This is a genomic window from Flavobacterium xizangense (genome assembly GCF_054075145.1).
On record NZ_JBSIPG010000001.1, the window covers coordinates 652,878 to 671,026 of the forward strand.

Sequence of the window (18,149 nt, forward strand, 5' to 3'; positions counted from 1 at the left end):
TGTCTCTATATTAAGACCTGTAGTCGAAAAACCGAATTGGTTTTCTACTCATTGGATTAAAAACCAAAGGATTCAAAACTTCTTTTGAAACGAATTCTATTTTTGGAGTTACTCTTAATTTGGCTCTGAAATGATCTTTTATTTCTTGTAAAAACTCTGGTGTTTGGTTTTTAGCGGCAATTTTAATCAGAATTTCATCTGTGCCTAAATCGTTTGTGGAGATTTCGATTAAATGATTTTCGATAGTATCAAAACTGCTCAAAACATCATTCATCGCTGGTGGATAAAGTGTTGTACCTTTATATTTGATCATTTGTTTTTTACGGCCAACAACTGGACCAACACGTAATGTATTTCGTCCGCAAGCGCAAGGTCCGTCGTGAAGCTGCACAATATCTCCAGTTTTAAAACGCAATAATGGCATCGCTTCAATTCCTAAAGTGGTGAAGGTTAGCTCGCCGGTTTCGCCATTTTTCACCGGAATATTATTTTCGTCTAGCACTTCAACAATAATCAATTCCGGATGATGATGACCGCCTTTTCCATGTTCACATTCTGTAAAAGCCGTGCTCATTTCGGTTGAAGCATAAGTCGAAAACAGCTTAATATTCCATTTGTCCGTAATTTTTTTGGATAAAATATTCATTGAAAAATCCTGTTCTCTCAAAGATTCTCCAATACAGATGGCACCTTTTATGCTCGAATTATTATAATCGATTCCGTGCATTTCGGCGTATTCGATTAATTTCAAAAGGAAAGAAGGAACCGTAATCAAATAACTCGGATTGTATTTTAAAATCGAATCCCATTGCATTTCGGGAATTCCGGCACCAACACGGATCACGCCAACTTTCAATTGTCGCAAACCAAGAAAATAAGCCAATCCGGCCATAAATTTTCTATCAATTGTCGTCATTAATTGCACGACATCGCCTTCAGCAATTCCAGCGCAGGCGAAAGAAATTGCTTCATTATAAGCCAATCGGTCTAAGTCAGAATCAGTTAAACCAAAAGTTACAGGATCACCCAAAGTTCCTGAGGTCGAGGCATAATCAATGATTTTATGTTGCGGAACACACAAAAAATCATCATTATATTGTTGTAAATCTTCTTTTGTAGTAACAGGCAAAAACTGTAAATCTTCTAAAGTTTTTACTTTCGAAATATCAATATTTTGTCCGGCAAAAAGTCTTTTGTAAAAAGGAGAATTCTCGCTGATGTAAGCTAAAAGTTCGATTAATTTTTGTTCCTGAAAAACTTTAATTTCGTCTAAAGAATTTTTTTCTATTGCTGGAATCATTGTAGTTTTCTTTTGAGTTTTTTTAAATATTTTTCAATTTTTGCTTTTTCAGGAGCGGTCGTAATTTCTTTCGTGAGTGCCTTTTCAAAATTAATTTGAGCAGCGCGAAATTGTTTTTTTTGATAAAAGTACAACCCTGCTTTGTAATATACAACCCAATAATCAGGGTTTAGCGATTGATAATGCTGAATAAATTCGGCCGAGATTGTTTCTTTATTTTTCAGATACAAATCCATTTGGTGATTTTCGGCTTTAAACTTTTTAAAGTTCTGAAAAGCTTCGGTTTTTATAAAAGGATCTTTGGCAATATTTAGATTTTCCTGCTCAAAAGAAATTGTGGTATTTGTTTTTTTTCCGTTAAAAATCGAATCCAGATTGTAACAAACAAATTCACCCAATTGAAACGGATTTGCCGAAACCCAAACCAATTTTTCTTTCGGTTTAAAAATAATTCCGTGATGCGCCAATAATTGATTCAGCGCTTTTTCATTGCCAAAACCAAGCGGAATATCATTCAAACCATTTTTGTTTCTAAGAATTTCAGAAGCAATTTCTGGATTTATTTTTTTGTTTTCAGAAAGAAGTTCCTCCATTCTTTCAAAGCGATATTCCGAATGACTGTCTGCAATTTGACCTAAATTTCGTTTTTCATTTTTAAAAGCGTCACTCTGAAAATGATTCGAACAAATTAACTGATTGCTGTTTGGAACTTCATACACGTCCATTTTTTTTGGAGAAACTTCAATTAAAACCGCTTTATTATCCTGAGCACTTCCAACCATAATGGATTCAGAAACAAAAACCGATCGTTTTTTTGCAATGGCAATTGCTTCGTCAATATTTTGTGCGTGCTGTAAAATTTCGCGAGTTAAAATTGAAATGGGTGTTTTTGCAGTCAGTGGGATTTCTGATTTTGCCGCATTTATCGTAACCGTCAAACCTTGCTGATTCATGCCAGAAACTGCGCCGATCATTCCAGGCCAAGAAACCATCATAAAATTATGTCCTTGTTGGGGTTTTATAAACGCAATGATTTTATTTTCCGCGAAAGCGTCATTTACATAAAAATCAAAATTTCGTCCGAGAATTAAATTTCCATTTTCCGATTTTTCGCCCCAGGCAGCAAATGACGAACAGCCAACCAAAGCCAAATCCTGCAACGCGTGGCCAATATCGTGCGCCGCATGTAAGTACAAACTGCGCTGATATTGTGGTGCGATGTTGTCAAATTCATGCGAAGTATATTTCGAAATACCGAAAATTTCCGTTTGATATTCTTCGGGAACATTGGCATATAATTTCCGATTGTACCATTTTAAGAAATGGCGCAACATCTTCTGTTCGAATTTCGACGGAACTAAATCTTTTATTTTAGAGAAAAATATTTGCTGTTGTTTTTGCAAAAGTGAATCAGACAAAGCGCCGGTATTGAGCCCAATTTCTAATGGATCGCCTTCAACATATAATTCCCAGAGTCCTTGTTTGTTTTTTAAAAGCGAATTATTTCCAGCTATAAAAATGCTATCAGAAAGTTTAGTAACAACAGGTTTTGTGGTATTAAATTTTGAAATATCAGGCTGATGATTTTTTGATTTTGCCGTGCCGCAAGAAACCAGAATTCCTAAAAAACCAACGCAGAAAAGATATATGATTCGGTTTTTCATAATTCAATTATTCTGCCTGATTAATTTTGGTAATCAAATATTCTTTTCCCAAGATTTCGGAACAAGTCACAACAGCGCCAATTGTCACGCCCAAAACGCCATGCATATTGATGCTTTGACCGGTAAGATATAAATTATCTATTTTGGTTTTTGACGGAATAAGTGTTTTCATTGGATTATTAGAATCTTTCACATAACCATACATATTTCCGTTATCACCGCCAATATAATCGCGATAGGAAAGTGGACTTGAAGTGTGAATCGATTTAATACAATCTCTGATTCCAGGAAATTTTATTTCGATTTCATTCAAAAATTTAGCTGCTTTTCGGGCTTTGAATTCTTCATAACTTTCGCCACGGTCGTTTTTTTCTGCAGTTGTATTGAATGTTTCGGCCCAAGGCAAAACATCGTCAAATTTCATGTAGGTTATAAAAGTCATTCCGTCAGCCCAGATTTCCTCTTCTTTAGAAGCGTTCATAGAAGCCATATAGGTTTTTGGCCAGGAATTTTCGTCGTATTCGTGTGCCGTCCAGACTTCGTTGCTGTTTTTAAAATGATAATAATTATGGTTGATGTATTTGAAAGTTTCCGGTTTAAAAACCAGATACAAACTGAAAGCAGAAAGTACACCTTCAAGACTTTGAATTCGGTTGAAAAATGGTTTTCTGAAGTTTTGTTCACCGGCCATTTTCAAAGTCGTTTTGGGTTCGATATTCGAAATAAAATAAGTTCCGGAAACTTGAGTTCCATCTTTCATTTCAACCGAATTCACTTTATGGTTTTCGACATGAAAACGCGTAACTTCTTTGTGTTTGTAAAATTCACCACCGTATTTTTTTAATTGTTTTAAAAGCTGTTTTGTAATCTGGCTTCCGCCGTTGATACAGCGCCACGAACTTTGAATATAAGAATTCACAATTAAGGCATGAACGTAAAAAGGCGATTTATCCGGAATGCCTGCGTATAGAAAATTAGAACCAGCCAAAACGGCTTTCAGCTTTTCATTTTCAGTAAACGAATCGATAGTTTCTTTCGCGTTGAGCGTTAAAATTTCGGGATCATATTTTCCTTCCCATTCTAAATTATAGAGCGGAAAAGAGTCACAAATGGTTTGTAAATTTTGGCAGTAATTCTCAATATTTGTTTTTTCTTCCGGGAAATATTTTGTCAGTTGCGCAACAAAATTTTCATATCCCTGCGCATGCGGATATTCGGTTTTATCATCTTCAAAAGAAATAATATCGAAAGCATTTTGATCTAATTGCTTCAGATTTAATTTATCGATAATTCCCAGATATTTAAAATATTGATGCAGATTTTGGCCTTCGCCTAAACCTCCAATATAATGAATTCCGGTATCAAAAATCGTTTTATCGCGAACAAAAGTTTGAAGATTTCCACCGTACTGATTGTTTTTTTCGAGCACACAAACACTGTAGCCTTCCTTAGCCAGAATTATGGAAGCCACCAAGCCACCCAAACCGCTGCCGACGATAACTACATCGTAATGCTCTTTCATTTTATTTTTTCTTAAAAATAATAAGTTCGTTTTCTTCTAAAACACAATCAAAACCAAATTTAAGCATAGTGTTTTTTAAACCCGGACAATCCATTAAAATTATGCACGACGTGAGAACTATTAATTTCTGAATTTCATTTTCTGAATTTTCATCTGAAATTAAAAGCGCATCATAATTATTTTCAGACAGCGTTTCTAAATTTTCGAGATACGATATTTTTCTCTTATTAACGATATAATTAGTTTTGGCAACGTCGCGTTTTTCTTCATCAACAATGTACGAATGAATTTTTCGCTGCGGTTCCTGCAATGTCAATAAAACGTCTAATTGCCCGTAATCATTTGCTAAATGCAATATTTTGGCTTTCGCCGATAATTGTTTTCCAAGAAGAAAATAAGTTTCAAGATGATTTTTCAAATCTTTTTTGATGCTGTTTACAACTTCAATTTCTTTGTAATCGTAACTGTGAAGCAGCATTGCTTTAAAATAATCAGCGTGTTCTAATTCCTGACGAATTTTACGATATTCTGCTTTAAAGAAAGTACTGATTTGTTTCGTTCGTTCGGCATAATTTTTTCCGAATGAAATATTTTCCGGCGTAATTCTTTCTAAAATCGTAACCGTTAATTTTCCGTTATGAATAACAAAATCGCCTTTCGGAATTAATTCAGAAGCCCCATGAATAACGACAGGAATTATATCCAGATTGAATTGTTCAGCAAGAAAAAATGCACCTTTATGGAATCGTTTTACAACATTATTTTCTGAGCGTGTTCCTTCCGGAAAAACCATCAAAGAGTAACCTTCCTCAACTTTCTTACGCAAATGTTCAACACCGTTTTCCAAACCTTCTGAAACAGGATAAAATCCAGCTTTTCTAACGACGCCGCCAAAAATAGGCGAGTTGTAAACCCAGTCGCTTACCAGAAAAATAATTTTTGGGCTCAGCATTCCGACAGATAAAATGTCTAGAAATGAAGAATGATTGGCAATTATTATGGCTGGTTTTTCGAAATTTTCATTGAAATCATTAACGATTTTTTTTCGGATAAACGGATTCGAATACAATACCGATTTCATGAATTTTGAAACCACATATCGAAAAGCTTTCATTTTCGTTTTTGCACTCAATGGCAAAATTGGCATTAGCGTAAAACTGAAAATCGACATTACAATTCCACCCAAACCATAATAAGTAAACGAAATAATTCCGTGGATAAAAGTTCGTAAATGAAATGGTGGATTTCCATTTTTTGAACGATTCGATATAAAAAGTTTAAAAAGAATCGGGTAGAAGATAAAGGTGATAATCAGCGCTGCAAAAACCCCAATCAAAGAAACCGATGAAATTGAAGTCAATGCCGGATGTTTGGCAAAAATCATGGCGCCAATTCCTAAAATTGTTGTAATGACCGCCAGAATTATAGAGGTTCTGTAAATTGCTATTTCGTTCTTTCCGGTTGTATATTCTTTTTGAAGCGCGCTTGTCATGAAAATACTAAAATCGACACCATGACCAAAAATCAAGGTGCAGACAATCATGCTGAAAATATTCATTTGAATGCCAAAAATGCCCATAATTCCGGCTGTTACAATTCCGGTCAACGCAATTGGAATACAGCTTACAATGACTAATTCGATTCTTCGGAAAAAGAAAAACAGAATTAAAATCACAGCCACAAAGGAATAATTGACAAGCGAATTAAAATCGGTTTTCAAAGTGCTGAAAAACGTTTCGTTCATTTGCTGGCGGTCGATGGCAATTAAATTATTTTTGGCTGAAGCCGATTTTACAAATGCATCGCGCTGTTCTGGCGAAACTTTTACTAAAGTCGAAATCGTGTAAAAACCATTTTTTTCGGTTACAAATTCTTTTAATTGAAGCGCCTGAATTTTCAAATAATCATTAGAAGAAATTGGTTTGAAATCAAAATTCAAATGATCAAAAAAAGCGGAATAAGTAGTTGGCTTAAAGCCGAGTTTTGAACCTTCGGAAATTAACTGCGATTGTAAAAGTTGTTTTTTATTGGTGTCCCAAAACAAATTCCATTTTTCAATTTTCTGAATTTGTTCTTTATGCGAAAGCATAATTCCGCCAACAGAACTGAAATTAAGAATTTTGTTTTGCTGTTTTTCTTTGGATAAATCAGTAAAAAGTTTGCTGTTGGTTTGCAAAACTTCGTCCATGCTTTTTCCGTACGAAGCCACATAAATGGTTTTTGAAGTTAAGCTCGTGCTTTCTTCGAGTTGTTTTTCAGCTGCTTTGATTTCTTTCGGAACAAAATTTAATTGCGATAAATCGTTATTGAAACCAACATTATTATAAGTAAAACAGCAAATAATCGTAATTAAAACGCAAAATCCAATTAGGAATTTATTGTTGTGAAATGAAAAATGCGCCATTTTATCAATGACATTTTTCTTGTGTTCTGCCGGATTTTCTTTTGGTTTATACAAATGCGGAACAATCAAAAGCGAGAAAAATGCAGACGCCATCACAATAACTGCAGCGAAAATTCCGAGATCATTTAAGGCATCAGATTTTACAAAAAGAAGACATAAAAACGCAACCGCTGTAGTCGAACTGCTCATGATTACAGGCATTGTAATGTCTTTGTACAACGTTTTCACATCGCTGTTGTGTTTGTAATGTGTGAGAATGTGAATCGAATAATCAATCGTAATTCCGAGTAAAATGGAACCAATTCCGAGAGAAATTGCTGAAATCTGTTCTTTCACAAAATATAAAAACGCAACGGCGAATAATGCTCCGAAAACCGTTGGAAGAAAAATAATCAGCGGAATCAATATTTTTCGGTAGAATAAAATCAGAATCAGCATTAACGTAAACATCGCAATTGATGTCGTCAAGACAATATCACTTTTGATTTGATTGGCATTGGCAACAGCAATTAAAGCCGAACCAAAATAACTGATCGAAGTTTTGCCTTTGTATTTCTGATTTAAATTTTCCTGAATTGATTTTAGCTTTGCAGCAAAAACGGTATTTTTTTCGGTTTCGCTTGACGGAAGATTTGAAGTTATAAAAAGCAAAAGTTTCTTTTTGTCTTTCGTCATAACAAAACCATTGTCGAGCGTAAAATCGTCACCAATATTTAATTGCTGTAATTTTTTTAAGGCAATAAACGAAATCCCAAGCGGATCTTGCAGAATAAAATCTTTGGTAATAAATCCCGAAGGAGAAATAATCGATTTGTAATTTCCCTGAACGGTTGCTGCAATACTGTCTTTTTTCAATTTATTTTGAATCGCCGCATAATCTTTATTTTCCAGAAAAAGCGGGAGATTATTGTAAACAAAATCGATGGTTTCCTGAATATTTTCTTCGTCAATTTTTCCCTGAATTCCGGTGACATAAGGTTTACAGGATTTTGAAACACTGTCTGAAAAAGCAGTTGCCATTTCTTTTAAATCTTCTGCAGAACCGTTTTTTTCGAGTTTGAAAATGACAGTAATTTTATCGGCAAAATTTAACTGTTTTAAGACTTTTGCTGTGACGTCGGCTTTGTCATTGGCGGGAATTAATTTGGTAATATCTTCTTCAAATTTGATTTGAGAAGCAAAAAAACCGAAAATAAAAAGCATCAAAAAAGCCAATAAAACCGAGAGCGATTTTCTTCGGTTAACAAATAAATGAATGGCGTAAAAGTATTGATGCATGGTTATTTTTTTATATTTTTTTGCCACAGATTAAAAGATTAGCTTTAGTTTGTCACCCTGAGCGAAGTCGAAGGGCGTTCCAATTGGACGTGGGCTTCAACTTCGCTCAGCCTGACAAACTGGATGTTAAAATCATTTTAATCCTTTAAATCTGTAGCAAAAATTTATTTATTATGTTTCTTGCTAAAAGTCGTTAAAAGCAAATAACTTATTAGACCAACTGATAGCGCGGAAACGGATGCTAAAATAAGACTTCCTACGATATATTGTGTAGCATTTTTTTGAATATCGTCGACCGTAATCGAACTGTCTAAAACTAAAGGAGCGTCACTCGACACAAAAATGCTTCCAACTTGAAGCGAAGCGTAAATAATAAAAGGAATAAAAGGCGGGAAACTCACATTTGAAGTCAAATAAGCAATGACTTTGTTTAGCCTGAAAATGGCAGCAAAAGTAAAAAGTAAAATGGTTTGAAAACCCCAAAAAGGCGAAAACCCAATAAAAATGCCCAGCGCGATTGCGGCCGATTTTTTGAAATTAGAATCGTTGCTTTCTAGAATATCTTCAAGAAAGAATTTTTTAAATCCTTTTTTTTTTGCTCTTCTAAAAAAATCTCTCGGTTTGATATACAACAAAGCATTCGTAACCAAAACCGTATTTAAAATACTAATTCGGGTAAAATCACGAAACGGACGAAAATGCGAAACGCGTTCTGCGGGATCGTACAAAACCTGAATCGGAATGTTTTTTACCACAATTCCTTTCCACGCCGCACGCACAATAACTTCAATTTCAAACTCAAATTTATTGGTATAAAACTGTTTCGGAAGTAATTGCAGCGGATATAATCTGAAGCCAGATTGTGTATCATCAAGTTTGATTCCGGTTTCGAACTTAAACCAAAAATTTGAAAATTTGTTTCCGAAACTGCTTTTCTTCGGAACATTTTCCTGCGTCATATTTCGGCTTCCAATCAAAAGTGCATTTGGTTCTTTTTGAATTGCTGAAATAAAACTCGGAATGTCAGATGCAAAATGCTGCCCGTCAGAATCGATTGTGATGGCGTATTCAAATTTCATCTCGATTGCTTTTCTGAAACCATTTCTTAGCGCACGACCTTTTCCTATATTTTTAGGATGATGAATTTGCGTAAGCTCGGAATATTGTTTTAAAATTTCAGAAGTAGAATCTGTAGAACCGTCGTTGACAATAATAATATTTGTAGTGAAATCTAAAATAGAATCCAGCACTTTTTTTAGCGTTTTCTGATTATTGTACGTTGGGACAATAACACAAAAAGAAGTGGTATTTAATAAATCGTGCTGATGTAAATTAGGTTCCATGGAAAATGATGCTTTCGCTTACTTCACAAATTGTTTCTCCTTTTCAGAAAAACTTTTTGATTGTAAAATAAAGTCTTTTAGATATTCTTTTAAAGCACCGCTTTGATCAGCATAGTGCTCGGTTAGATATTTTTTGTCTTCTTTTATATTCTTTTTATACCCCGTAATTCCTGGAACATTTTCCTGAATGCTCAAGCGAATCATTCTGATTTCGATATTATTAGGCTCGCTTTTTATAGTTGATTCAAGCAATTTTGCACCTTCTTTAAAACGGTCAATTTTATCTTTTAATTTCTTTTTAAAATTAGAATCCAAAAGAATAGAAGCTGCTTTGTAAGCAACTAAAGTTTTATTACCTTCTTCAGAAATGTCAGCTAGTTTTTCTGAAAATTCTTTTGCATTACTTTCCGATTTAGTAACAGTTGTGTACATTTTTCTTATGGACGCCAAATCTGGAGTGCCCACAAAATTTACCCATAAAAGCAATGTCAATAGCAGTTTCATAATTACATTTTTTTGTACACATTGCTTAATTTCAAGGCAACTGTGTCATTAAAATAAGTTGTGTTTTTTACTTTAACCAAATTATCTTCGGTTGTTGTAATGTCAAGCTCTAAGCGTAACTCGGGGTTAACTTCCGGATTAATGAGTGCCATAAATTTTACATTGGCAAGTGTTTGAATCATTAAAGTTTCCTCAGTAATTTTCTCTGTCAATTCTTTAATAATTTGTATCATACAAACACCCGGCATAATTGGGTTTCCAGGAAAATGACCTTTAAAAACTTCATGCTTTTCATTGACCAAAATCGTAATCGTATATTTAGTATCTGATATTTTTTCTTCCGAAAGTATTTTGTAAAAATCTTTTAAAACCATTTTTTATTTTACTTTAAAAGTATAACTAATACCAAACTGCAATACCTGATTTAAAATAATTTGATCATAATAATAGTCATCATAATCAATACCGTCATAACCGTAAATATCGATTAAACCTTGTTTAAATCTTGCTTCAAAAGTCAATCCGTTTGGTAATGTATAGCCAATACCGCCAACAAATGCGAAATCGGTACCAATTGGATCATATCCGTAACGCCCAAAATTGTCACTTGTCTTCAAGTCAAGTGATGGTCCTGCCAATACATGAAAACCTTTTCCTCCAAAGTTAAATTTTGCAACAGCCCCAAGCGTTACATAATTCAACTCATATTTTGCATCCTGAAAAGCATTTGATCCGTTATAATATTCTCTTCCTTCGGCACCTTGTCTTGAATATGTGATTTCAGGCTGAAGTGTAAAATACCTATTGAATTTTATTGCCACTAATCCTCCAATATAATAATCAGCTTTCATACTGTTGTTATCAATATTGGTTAAACTTGTAAGGTTTAAACCACCTCTAATACCTGGATTTACTGATACTTGTGCTTGCATTGAAGCAACACCAATAAATAGTACAAATGCAAATAAGGTTATTTTTTTCATAGTTGGATTCGTTTATATTTTTACTCTGATTTAAAATAATTCAGTTCAATTTTCAACTTGATATTCTGATGTAAAATGACGACTTTTTTAGCAAAATTATCGTTTTCTAAAGTAAAAGTAATTGTTATTTTATCTTTTGTTTTAGAAGAACGTACTACTTTTTCTAATTTTTGGTCTTTTTTTGAAAAGAAAAGATAATTGTCACGAGCGCCATCCGCTGATTTATAAATGTTAAAATCTACATTTTCAAACTGTTCCTGAATCAGAAAATCTTTTTTAAGAAGAATTCTGAAATCTTCAGTTAATGTATTAATTAGGATTTTTCGATCCAATTCAGAAACTATCGAATTGACTTTAAAAGTCTTTTCAGCAATTTCAAAATCTAATAATTTGTTTCCAAATTCGGTTGTAAAAACTACTCGATGCGTTGTGTCATTTACTTTCTTGGCAATAAAAATTCCGGACAATTCATGACCATAAACGGTGATGTTTGTTTTATAAACATAATCAGCATTTGCATCAGCAAAATAGGGAACTTCAATAGCTGTTTTTTCTAATTTTTTAGGCGTATAATTTTTTGTGACCGAGCCACAGGAAACTAAAAAAATGGCCAGAAAACAATTAATTAGTAAAAACTGAATCGTCGATTTTTGCATTGATCACTTTATTTTTAAGTACAATTCGGGTATAATCTTCAGATGATTCTAATAATTTTACCTGAACAACTGTTGCTTCTTCCTTGTCGAAAGTCAGCTCGATTTGTTTAATGTATTTTTTCAAAGTTGCATCTTTCGGAACAAATTTCGCTAAGTTCTGACCTTTCAATTTAAAATACGAAATCGTAAATTCTTTGTCATCAAACATATTGCCGCTCACACTTCCGATAATCAATTTGTTGATGCGAGCAAAAATTTTACTGTTCCCAATATCAACCGCACTTTTCTTTCCTTCGTCGTTAATCAGGATTTTTCCGTTCTTGAAAACAATGCTGTAATTATATGGTTTTTTGTACTGCCAAGATAATAACGCCGGTTCTTTAAAAATCATTTTTCCAGAAGTTTCAATATCTTTCGAAAGAAAATCCAAATGTTTGTACTGAACAAAATCAGTACTTAAAGTTTTGATTTTTTTGGAAACCACATTTACCTCTTGTTTGAAAGTGGCAATTTCAGCATCAGTCATTTTTTGTTCTTGAGCAAAAATGGAAATGCTGAAAATATTCAGGAAAAGGAAAATATATAATCTAGTTTTCATAAGCTTTAAGATTCAGTAATTCTTCAACAGAAACCACTTCATAATTGTTTTGCTGTAAAAATTGCAAAAACTGTTCCAATACCAAAACGGAGTGCGGAGCAGTATCATGCAAAAGTACAATTCCGCCGGGATAAAGTCGTTTTTTAATTCGGCTTAAAATCAATTCCGTATTTTTTGTTCCGCCGTCAAGCGAACGAATATTCCAGCCAATAACTTTGTGTCCGGTAACTTTTAAAGCCCTGCGAATTGAAGGAGTGGTAACCCCATAAGGCGGACGAAAAAAGTTTATTTTTTTGGATGTGAATTTTTCCAACAATTTATCTGTTTTCTGAAGTTCTTCGGTTATTTTTTTAGCATTATAAAAATCAAAAAACTTAGAATGTGAATAAGAATGATTTCCAACCAAGTGACCTTTTGAAATAATTTTTTGGAGGATTTCCGGATGCTTTTCAATATTTTTTCCAATACAGAAAAAAGTCGCTTTGGCATTGTTTTTTTTCAGCAATTCTAAAACTTCCAAAGTAAATTCACTCGGGCCGTCATCAAAAGTTAAGGCAATTTTTTTTTCTGTTTCCGATTGATTATTGCAGAAAGCTTTTACATGATAATTAGAAGAAATTCGGGCAGAACCAAAAGCATTTATTCCCGTCCAAATCAAAACAATCAAAAGAAACCACCAAAAATTAATTGCTGTATAAAAGTTCAAAAGAAATAATACGAGCAATAAAAAGATAAAAAAAACAGATATGTTTTTATGCGTTATCATTTTGAAAGCAACATAAAACTATGATTTTTTCCATTTACTTGATTATACAATAAAATGGTATTATAGGCAGGTTTTGAAACCGAATTTACTTTTATAATTTCCGGAATTTCTTGAGTTTTTATAATTTTTGATGCCATCCACAAAGCAAATGCCGAAGCCGTATCATATTCTCCGCTCAAATGTTTGTAATACAGTTGAGGCGTTTCTGCGAAAGTATTTTCAGAAAGATTCTTATAATAGAAATCAGAATCTGCGTTTCCGTCAAAACCTAAAACAACGGCGTCAAGATCTGAAATTTGTAAATTATTTACTTTTAGAAAAGAAATTAAAGCAGTTTCTACTTCATTTTTTTCTAAAGTATTTACAATTTCGACATCAAGAATTTCAGCATAAGTATTCGCTTTTCTTTCATTTTCCAAAATAAAAAAACTGGCACCTTCACCATAAATAACGCCACTGGAATTTGAATTTAAAAACTCAGAATGAAGATCATTTTCTTTTTTAATTCTTCCCGCCAATTTAAAAAGTGACATCGTATAATCGCCGGTTTCATCAACTCCGCCAACTAAAATTGAATTGGCTTCGTTTTCTTCAATTTGCATTTTGGCATCCAAAAGTGCCGATTCAAAGGAAACCGCGCCATTTACATACGTAAAATTATAACCTTTACATTGTAAAGAAAGTGCGATTTGTGCACCAACAGTATTATGAGTCGATTGAATAAAAGAAGTTGGTGTTAAAAATTCTTCGTTATTATCGAGAATGTTTTTCAGGAATTTTTCAGAATCTTCAATACAACCTAAACCCGTTCCGGTAATGATGGCATCGACATTTTCTACATTAGCATCTTTCATTGCCAAAGCCGAAGCTACAATTCCGTTTTTCACTCCTTTTGCCATTCTTCTTATCATCGTAGGAGAAATATAATCTTTGTAAACCGGAGGAACGATTGAAAGAACCGTTTCATTTTGATTGTAAACAGCGTCTTCTAAAAAAACAGTATCAAATGTTTTTTGAGTCGAAATACAGCCTACTCCATTTATATATGTCTTTTTTGTCATTAGCTTTTAGAAAATATAAGGGTTGAACAATTTCCGCCAAAACCAAAAGAATTGGATAAAACGTGTTCGATATTTTTCATTTTTAAAGTTTTTTGAGGTTTCAATTCAAATTCTTCCATTGGCACTTCAAAATTCAAATTTGGATAAACCACACTATTCTGAATTGCCAAAACAGAATAAACGGCTTCAATTGCCGCCGCCGCCGCTAAAGTGTGTCCTGTAAAAGGTTTTGTAGAACTGAAATCCGGCACTTTTTCATCTTTATAAATTCGCAATAATGCTCTTCCTTCAGATAAATCATTGTTTGGTGTTGCGGTTCCGTGAACGTTGATATAATCAATTTCAGAAGGTTTTAAACCCGAAACTTCAAAGGCTTTTTTCATGGCCAAATAAGCGCCGTCGCCGTTTTCTGAAGAAGCAGTTTGGTGAAAAGCATCATTTGCATTTCCATAACCAGAAACTCTTGCTAGGACTTTTTTGTTTTGTTTGGCAACAATTTCATCTGATTCTAAAACTAAAAAAGCAGCCGCTTCACCAAGATTTAGCCCTTTTCGATTATTATCAAATGGTTTGTTATAATCGTCAGATAAAATCATTAAAGTCTTGAATCCGTTGATGGTGAATTTTGCCAAAGCATCAGTTCCCCCAACAATTACGCGATCCAGTTTTCCAGATTTAATTAGTCGTGTGCCTAACATGATTGAATTTGCCGCCGAGGAACAAGCCGTACTGATTGTCGTAACCATTCCTTTTAAACCTAGTTCAGAAGCAATTTTTTCAGCCACATCGCCGCCGTCATGACAAGTTATGTATTTGACCAATTCCGGTTTTTCGAAATAATCGAAATAATGTTTTTCCGTCATGTCCATTCCGCCCACACTTGTAGCCGAAATAAGTCCCGTCCTGAATTCGTTTATAGAAGTAATTCCAGCATTTTCAACAGCTTGTTTGGCTGCCAAAGCACCAATCATCGCCGTTCTCGAAAAGTTATTATTTTCTGAAAGCTGTAATTCGGAAATTAATTCTTCATTGGTTTTTTTGATTTCACCAACTTTGATTATATCAGCATGAACCGTCGGAATATTTTCAATTCTGGAAATACCAATTTTATTTTCGATTAGGGAAATATAATTTTCTTCGACTGAATTTCCAATCGAAGAGATAATTCCCATTCCGGTTATTGCGACACCTTTTGCCATTTTAGACTTTATTTTAGACTTCTTAGATTTTCAGACTGACTTAGACTTCTTAGATTTTTTGAATTTTATTCTTGTCTAAGCAAGTCTATTTAGTTCTGTTCGCGCTAATATACGCTGCCATAGTTTCGATAGACTGGAAAATTGATTTTCCTTCTTTCGGGTCAACCAGTTTAATTCCGTAATCTTTATCTAAAATCACGATTAATTCAAGTGCATCAATCGAGTCTAAACCTAAACCGTCTCCAAACAAAGGATCGTTATCAGCAATGTCTTCGATAGTGATATCTTCCAGGTTTAAAGTCGTAATGATTTTATTTTTTAATTCTTCTTTTAATGCTTCCATGATTATTTATTGTATAATGTATTGATATTTTCGTTTGTATATTTTTCGTTTTCTTCTTTACTAAAGATGCAAAGAAACGCTTTATAATTGTCATTGTAAAATTCTACCCAACCACACAGAACTGAATCTGCTTTATTTGTGTTTAATAAAATCTCAGAATAATTCAACAAAAATTCAGAATTGAAAGCATCAAATATAAAAAAAGAATTTTCACTTTTCAGCTGATGACGGATACTTATTTCGCCCAAACAAATATTTGGCAGCGTATAAACAAAAACCGCCGGACTCGGATAATAGTTTTCTTTATCAGAAATCGATTCCTGATATTTTACATCGGTATCTAAACTCGATGACTTATTGGCCAAAACCAAAGCGATATTATTTTCTTCTTCAGCAGAAACAATCGGACTCAAAAGCAACTCCGATCCTAAAAAAGCCAGTTTGCTCAAAGCATCCATTTTGAAAAACTTTGGATATTGTATTTCAAAATTACGATAGGCTTGTTTGGAGAAATCAGCAAAATCGGTTGGTTCAGTTTTGAATACGGAAGTTCCGTTCAAAACAATTTCGTTGTTTTGAATGGTGATGTAGGATTGTATGCAGGTTTTGGTTTTAGTCATTTTATTTTATATAATCTTCTGCCTGATAAGCATCAATAGGAAAATCTTCTTCTGTTGCCGATTTATAAAAGAAAGTTCCAATACTCATTTTTAGATCAATGTAAACTTTATCTAAATCTTCAATATTTTCTTCTTCCCAAAGAATGTCATGAAAGATATATCCAACATTCAGTGTTTTAGTATTTACAACAATTGGATCGCCGTTTGTACCTGAACCAATTATAAGTAAATCTTTTTTATAGATTTCTTTATTCCCTTCTTTAAGATTTTCTATTCTAATTCTGTTTACACAATTAAAGTAAATACTACCAAAATCAATTTCTTCTCTAAAAGAAAATGTTTTAAAAAAGGTTAATAAATCTTTAGATACATTTAAGCTTTCAAGAAATTCAATAATTTTATCCGTTACTTTTACTACATCATTTTTGAAATCAAAACCTTGAATTTTTAAAGCTTTCTTAAATAGTGATTGATCTAAATTCATGATATTTAAATTTTGAACTTGTAAGGAAAATTTACAAGTTGGATTTTATCTTTTCAAAAACAACCGCCGTATTACAACCTCCAAATCCAGAAGCCGTTTTCAAAAAATACGCAATATTTGCCTCTTCATTTTTCTCAATAACATTTACAGTTTCACTAACTCCAATTTCATCAAAACCTTTCGATTCAAAAAGCATATTTTTATTCGCTGATTCAATTGCAATTACCGTTTCCAATAATCCCGAAGCGCCTAACGTATGACCGTAAAATCCTTTTAAACTATTGACAGGAACATTTTGTAAACCTAAACGGCTAAACGCAATCGCTTCCATTTCGTCGTTGAACGGAGTTGCGGTTCCGTGAGCAGAAATATAATCTAATTTATGGGCTTCAATTTTTGCTTCTTTCAAAGCATTCTGAATACTTCTGAACAAACCTTCGCCTGTTCTTGAAGGTCCGGAAATATGATTCGCATCGTTTATCGAACTGTCTCCAATTACTTTTATTTTGGCGTTTTTGGCTTCCGCCGATACTAAAACTGCTGAAGTTGCTTCGCCCAAACTTACTCCGGTTCTGTTTTTAGAATACGGTTTACAAGGCAATTCGCTCATTGCCTGAAAAGCATTAAAACCAGATAAAACAAATTCGGAAACTTCGTCGCCGGCTACAACAAAAATGTTATCGTAAAGTTCGGATTGAATCATTCTTTTGGCAACAGAAACAGCTAAAATTCCAGAAACGCAGGCATTTGAAACTACAATTGGCCGAGTTTTAAATCCGAAGAAATTGGCAATATTTTTTGCCAAAACATCTAAATGTGCGTTATTAAAATTCTCTTCTGAATTCTCTTTTAAAGCCGTAACATTTCCTTTTGTTGTTGAAAGTATAAAAGCGGTTTTCGAATTCAATTCAACTCCCGAATTTTTGATAATGGGTTCCAAAGCCAGAATCATCATTTTCTCTAAACGGGAATATTTTGTTTCAGCGCTGATTTTTGCAAAAGCGCTGTTTATTTTTTCATCAGAAATAATGGCAGCATAAAATGAATTGGGCATCAAGGAAATATTGCTATGAAGTTGAATTCCTGAATCGCCACGCAAAATCGCTTCGATGTTCGATTCAACATCAAAACCTAAAGGCGTGATACAATTTGTTTGCGTGATGTATATTTCTTTTAACATTTTATGATTTATTTCTTTGCGATTTTATGGTACGCAGATGACGCGGATAAAACGGATTTTTTATTTATAAACGTTGGCTTATTTTTTAAACACATAGAATCATAGTTTTTGTTTTCTAAAAAAGGCATTTCATTTGTTTAAATAAACATAGCTATGTGTGCAAATCTAGATTTGTTTTATTCTCTTTCAATATCTGTAAAATCTATGTTTCTATGTGTTTAAATTTTTTTACGCAGATTATTTA

General features: G+C 33.4%; 17 protein-coding genes. All 17 read right to left on the reverse strand.

Annotated elements, in window-relative coordinates; translation table 11 throughout:
* Nucleotides 1–10 precede the first annotated feature (10 nt).
* The 17 genes from ACWA1B_RS02750 to ACWA1B_RS02830 all read right to left on the reverse strand — a co-directional run bounded on the left by ACWA1B_RS02750 (nt 11) and on the right by ACWA1B_RS02830 (nt 17,905).
* Nucleotides 11–1,300 carry a flexirubin biosynthesis putative acyl-CoA ligase FlxY gene (locus tag ACWA1B_RS02750; RefSeq protein WP_456904359.1) on the reverse strand — a complete coding sequence of 430 codons (1,290 nt, stop codon included), beginning with the start codon at nt 1,298–1,300 and terminating at the stop codon, nt 11–13.
* Nucleotides 1,297–2,964 carry a C45 family autoproteolytic acyltransferase/hydolase gene (locus tag ACWA1B_RS02755; protein ID WP_456904360.1) on the reverse strand — a complete coding sequence of 556 codons (1,668 nt, stop codon included), beginning with the start codon at nt 2,962–2,964 and terminating at the stop codon, nt 1,297–1,299. Before ACWA1B_RS02755 ends, ACWA1B_RS02750 begins: the two co-directional genes overlap by 4 nt.
* A gap of 7 nt (nt 2,965–2,971) precedes the next feature.
* A complete protein-coding gene (locus ACWA1B_RS02760) occupies nt 2,972–4,486 on the reverse strand; it encodes a phytoene desaturase family protein (RefSeq protein ID WP_456904361.1) in 1,515 nt (504 codons plus the stop codon).
* A 1-nt stretch (nt 4,487) separates the two neighbouring features.
* Nucleotides 4,488–8,168 (reverse strand): 1-acyl-sn-glycerol-3-phosphate acyltransferase, encoded by a 3,681-nt coding sequence (locus tag ACWA1B_RS02765; protein WP_456904362.1) that lies wholly within the window; start codon nt 8,166–8,168, stop codon nt 4,488–4,490.
* Between the two features lie 164 nt (nt 8,169–8,332).
* Entirely contained in the window at nt 8,333–9,511 is a 1,179-nt protein-coding gene (locus tag ACWA1B_RS02770) for a DUF2062 domain-containing protein (protein WP_456904363.1), read from the reverse strand.
* Nucleotides 9,512–9,529: 18 nt separating this feature from the next.
* Nucleotides 9,530–10,015 carry a hypothetical protein gene (locus tag ACWA1B_RS02775; protein ID WP_456904364.1) on the reverse strand — a complete coding sequence of 162 codons (486 nt, stop codon included), beginning with the start codon at nt 10,013–10,015 and terminating at the stop codon, nt 9,530–9,532.
* A gap of 2 nt (nt 10,016–10,017) precedes the next feature.
* Entirely contained in the window at nt 10,018–10,389 is a 372-nt protein-coding gene (locus ACWA1B_RS02780; RefSeq protein WP_456904365.1) for a 3-hydroxyacyl-ACP dehydratase, read from the reverse strand.
* A gap of 3 nt (nt 10,390–10,392) precedes the next feature.
* Nucleotides 10,393–10,998, reverse strand: coding sequence for a porin family protein (locus ACWA1B_RS02785; RefSeq protein ID WP_456904366.1), 606 nt, complete (start codon nt 10,996–10,998; stop codon nt 10,393–10,395).
* Between the two features lie 20 nt (nt 10,999–11,018).
* The gene (locus ACWA1B_RS02790; RefSeq protein ID WP_456904367.1) at nt 11,019–11,654 is read right to left on the reverse strand and encodes a flexirubin biosynthesis protein LolB2; all 636 of its coding nucleotides are present in this window, start codon (nt 11,652–11,654) and stop codon (nt 11,019–11,021) included.
* A complete protein-coding gene (locus tag ACWA1B_RS02795; protein ID WP_456904368.1) occupies nt 11,620–12,252 on the reverse strand; it encodes a flexirubin biosynthesis/transport protein LolA2 in 633 nt (210 codons plus the stop codon). Before ACWA1B_RS02795 ends, ACWA1B_RS02790 begins: the two co-directional genes overlap by 35 nt.
* Entirely contained in the window at nt 12,242–12,958 is a 717-nt protein-coding gene (locus tag ACWA1B_RS02800; protein WP_456904369.1) for a polysaccharide deacetylase family protein, read from the reverse strand. The genes ACWA1B_RS02795 and ACWA1B_RS02800 overlap by 11 nt, the downstream gene beginning before the upstream one ends.
* Before the next feature lie 56 nt (nt 12,959–13,014).
* On the reverse strand, nt 13,015–14,079 hold the full coding sequence (locus tag ACWA1B_RS02805; protein WP_456904370.1) for a beta-ketoacyl synthase N-terminal-like domain-containing protein: 1,065 nt from the start codon (nt 14,077–14,079) through the stop codon (nt 13,015–13,017).
* Entirely contained in the window at nt 14,079–15,278 is a 1,200-nt protein-coding gene (locus tag ACWA1B_RS02810) for a beta-ketoacyl-[acyl-carrier-protein] synthase family protein (protein ID WP_456904371.1), read from the reverse strand. Before ACWA1B_RS02810 ends, ACWA1B_RS02805 begins: the two co-directional genes overlap by 1 nt.
* An 85-nt stretch (nt 15,279–15,363) precedes the next feature.
* Complete coding sequence (locus ACWA1B_RS02815) at nt 15,364–15,621, reverse strand: phosphopantetheine-binding protein (protein ID WP_456904372.1); 258 nt, start codon at nt 15,619–15,621, stop codon at nt 15,364–15,366.
* Nucleotides 15,622–15,623: 2 nt separating this feature from the next.
* Nucleotides 15,624–16,241, reverse strand: coding sequence for a 3-oxoacyl-ACP synthase (locus ACWA1B_RS02820; protein ID WP_456904373.1), 618 nt, complete (start codon nt 16,239–16,241; stop codon nt 15,624–15,626).
* Nucleotide 16,242: 1 nt separating this feature from the next.
* Complete coding sequence (locus ACWA1B_RS02825; protein ID WP_456904374.1) at nt 16,243–16,725, reverse strand: hypothetical protein; 483 nt, start codon at nt 16,723–16,725, stop codon at nt 16,243–16,245.
* A gap of 31 nt (nt 16,726–16,756) precedes the next feature.
* Nucleotides 16,757–17,905: a beta-ketoacyl synthase N-terminal-like domain-containing protein gene (locus ACWA1B_RS02830; RefSeq protein WP_456904375.1), complete on the reverse strand. Its 1,149-nt coding sequence runs from the start codon at nt 17,903–17,905 to the stop codon at nt 16,757–16,759.
* Nucleotides 17,906–18,149 lie beyond the last annotated feature (244 nt).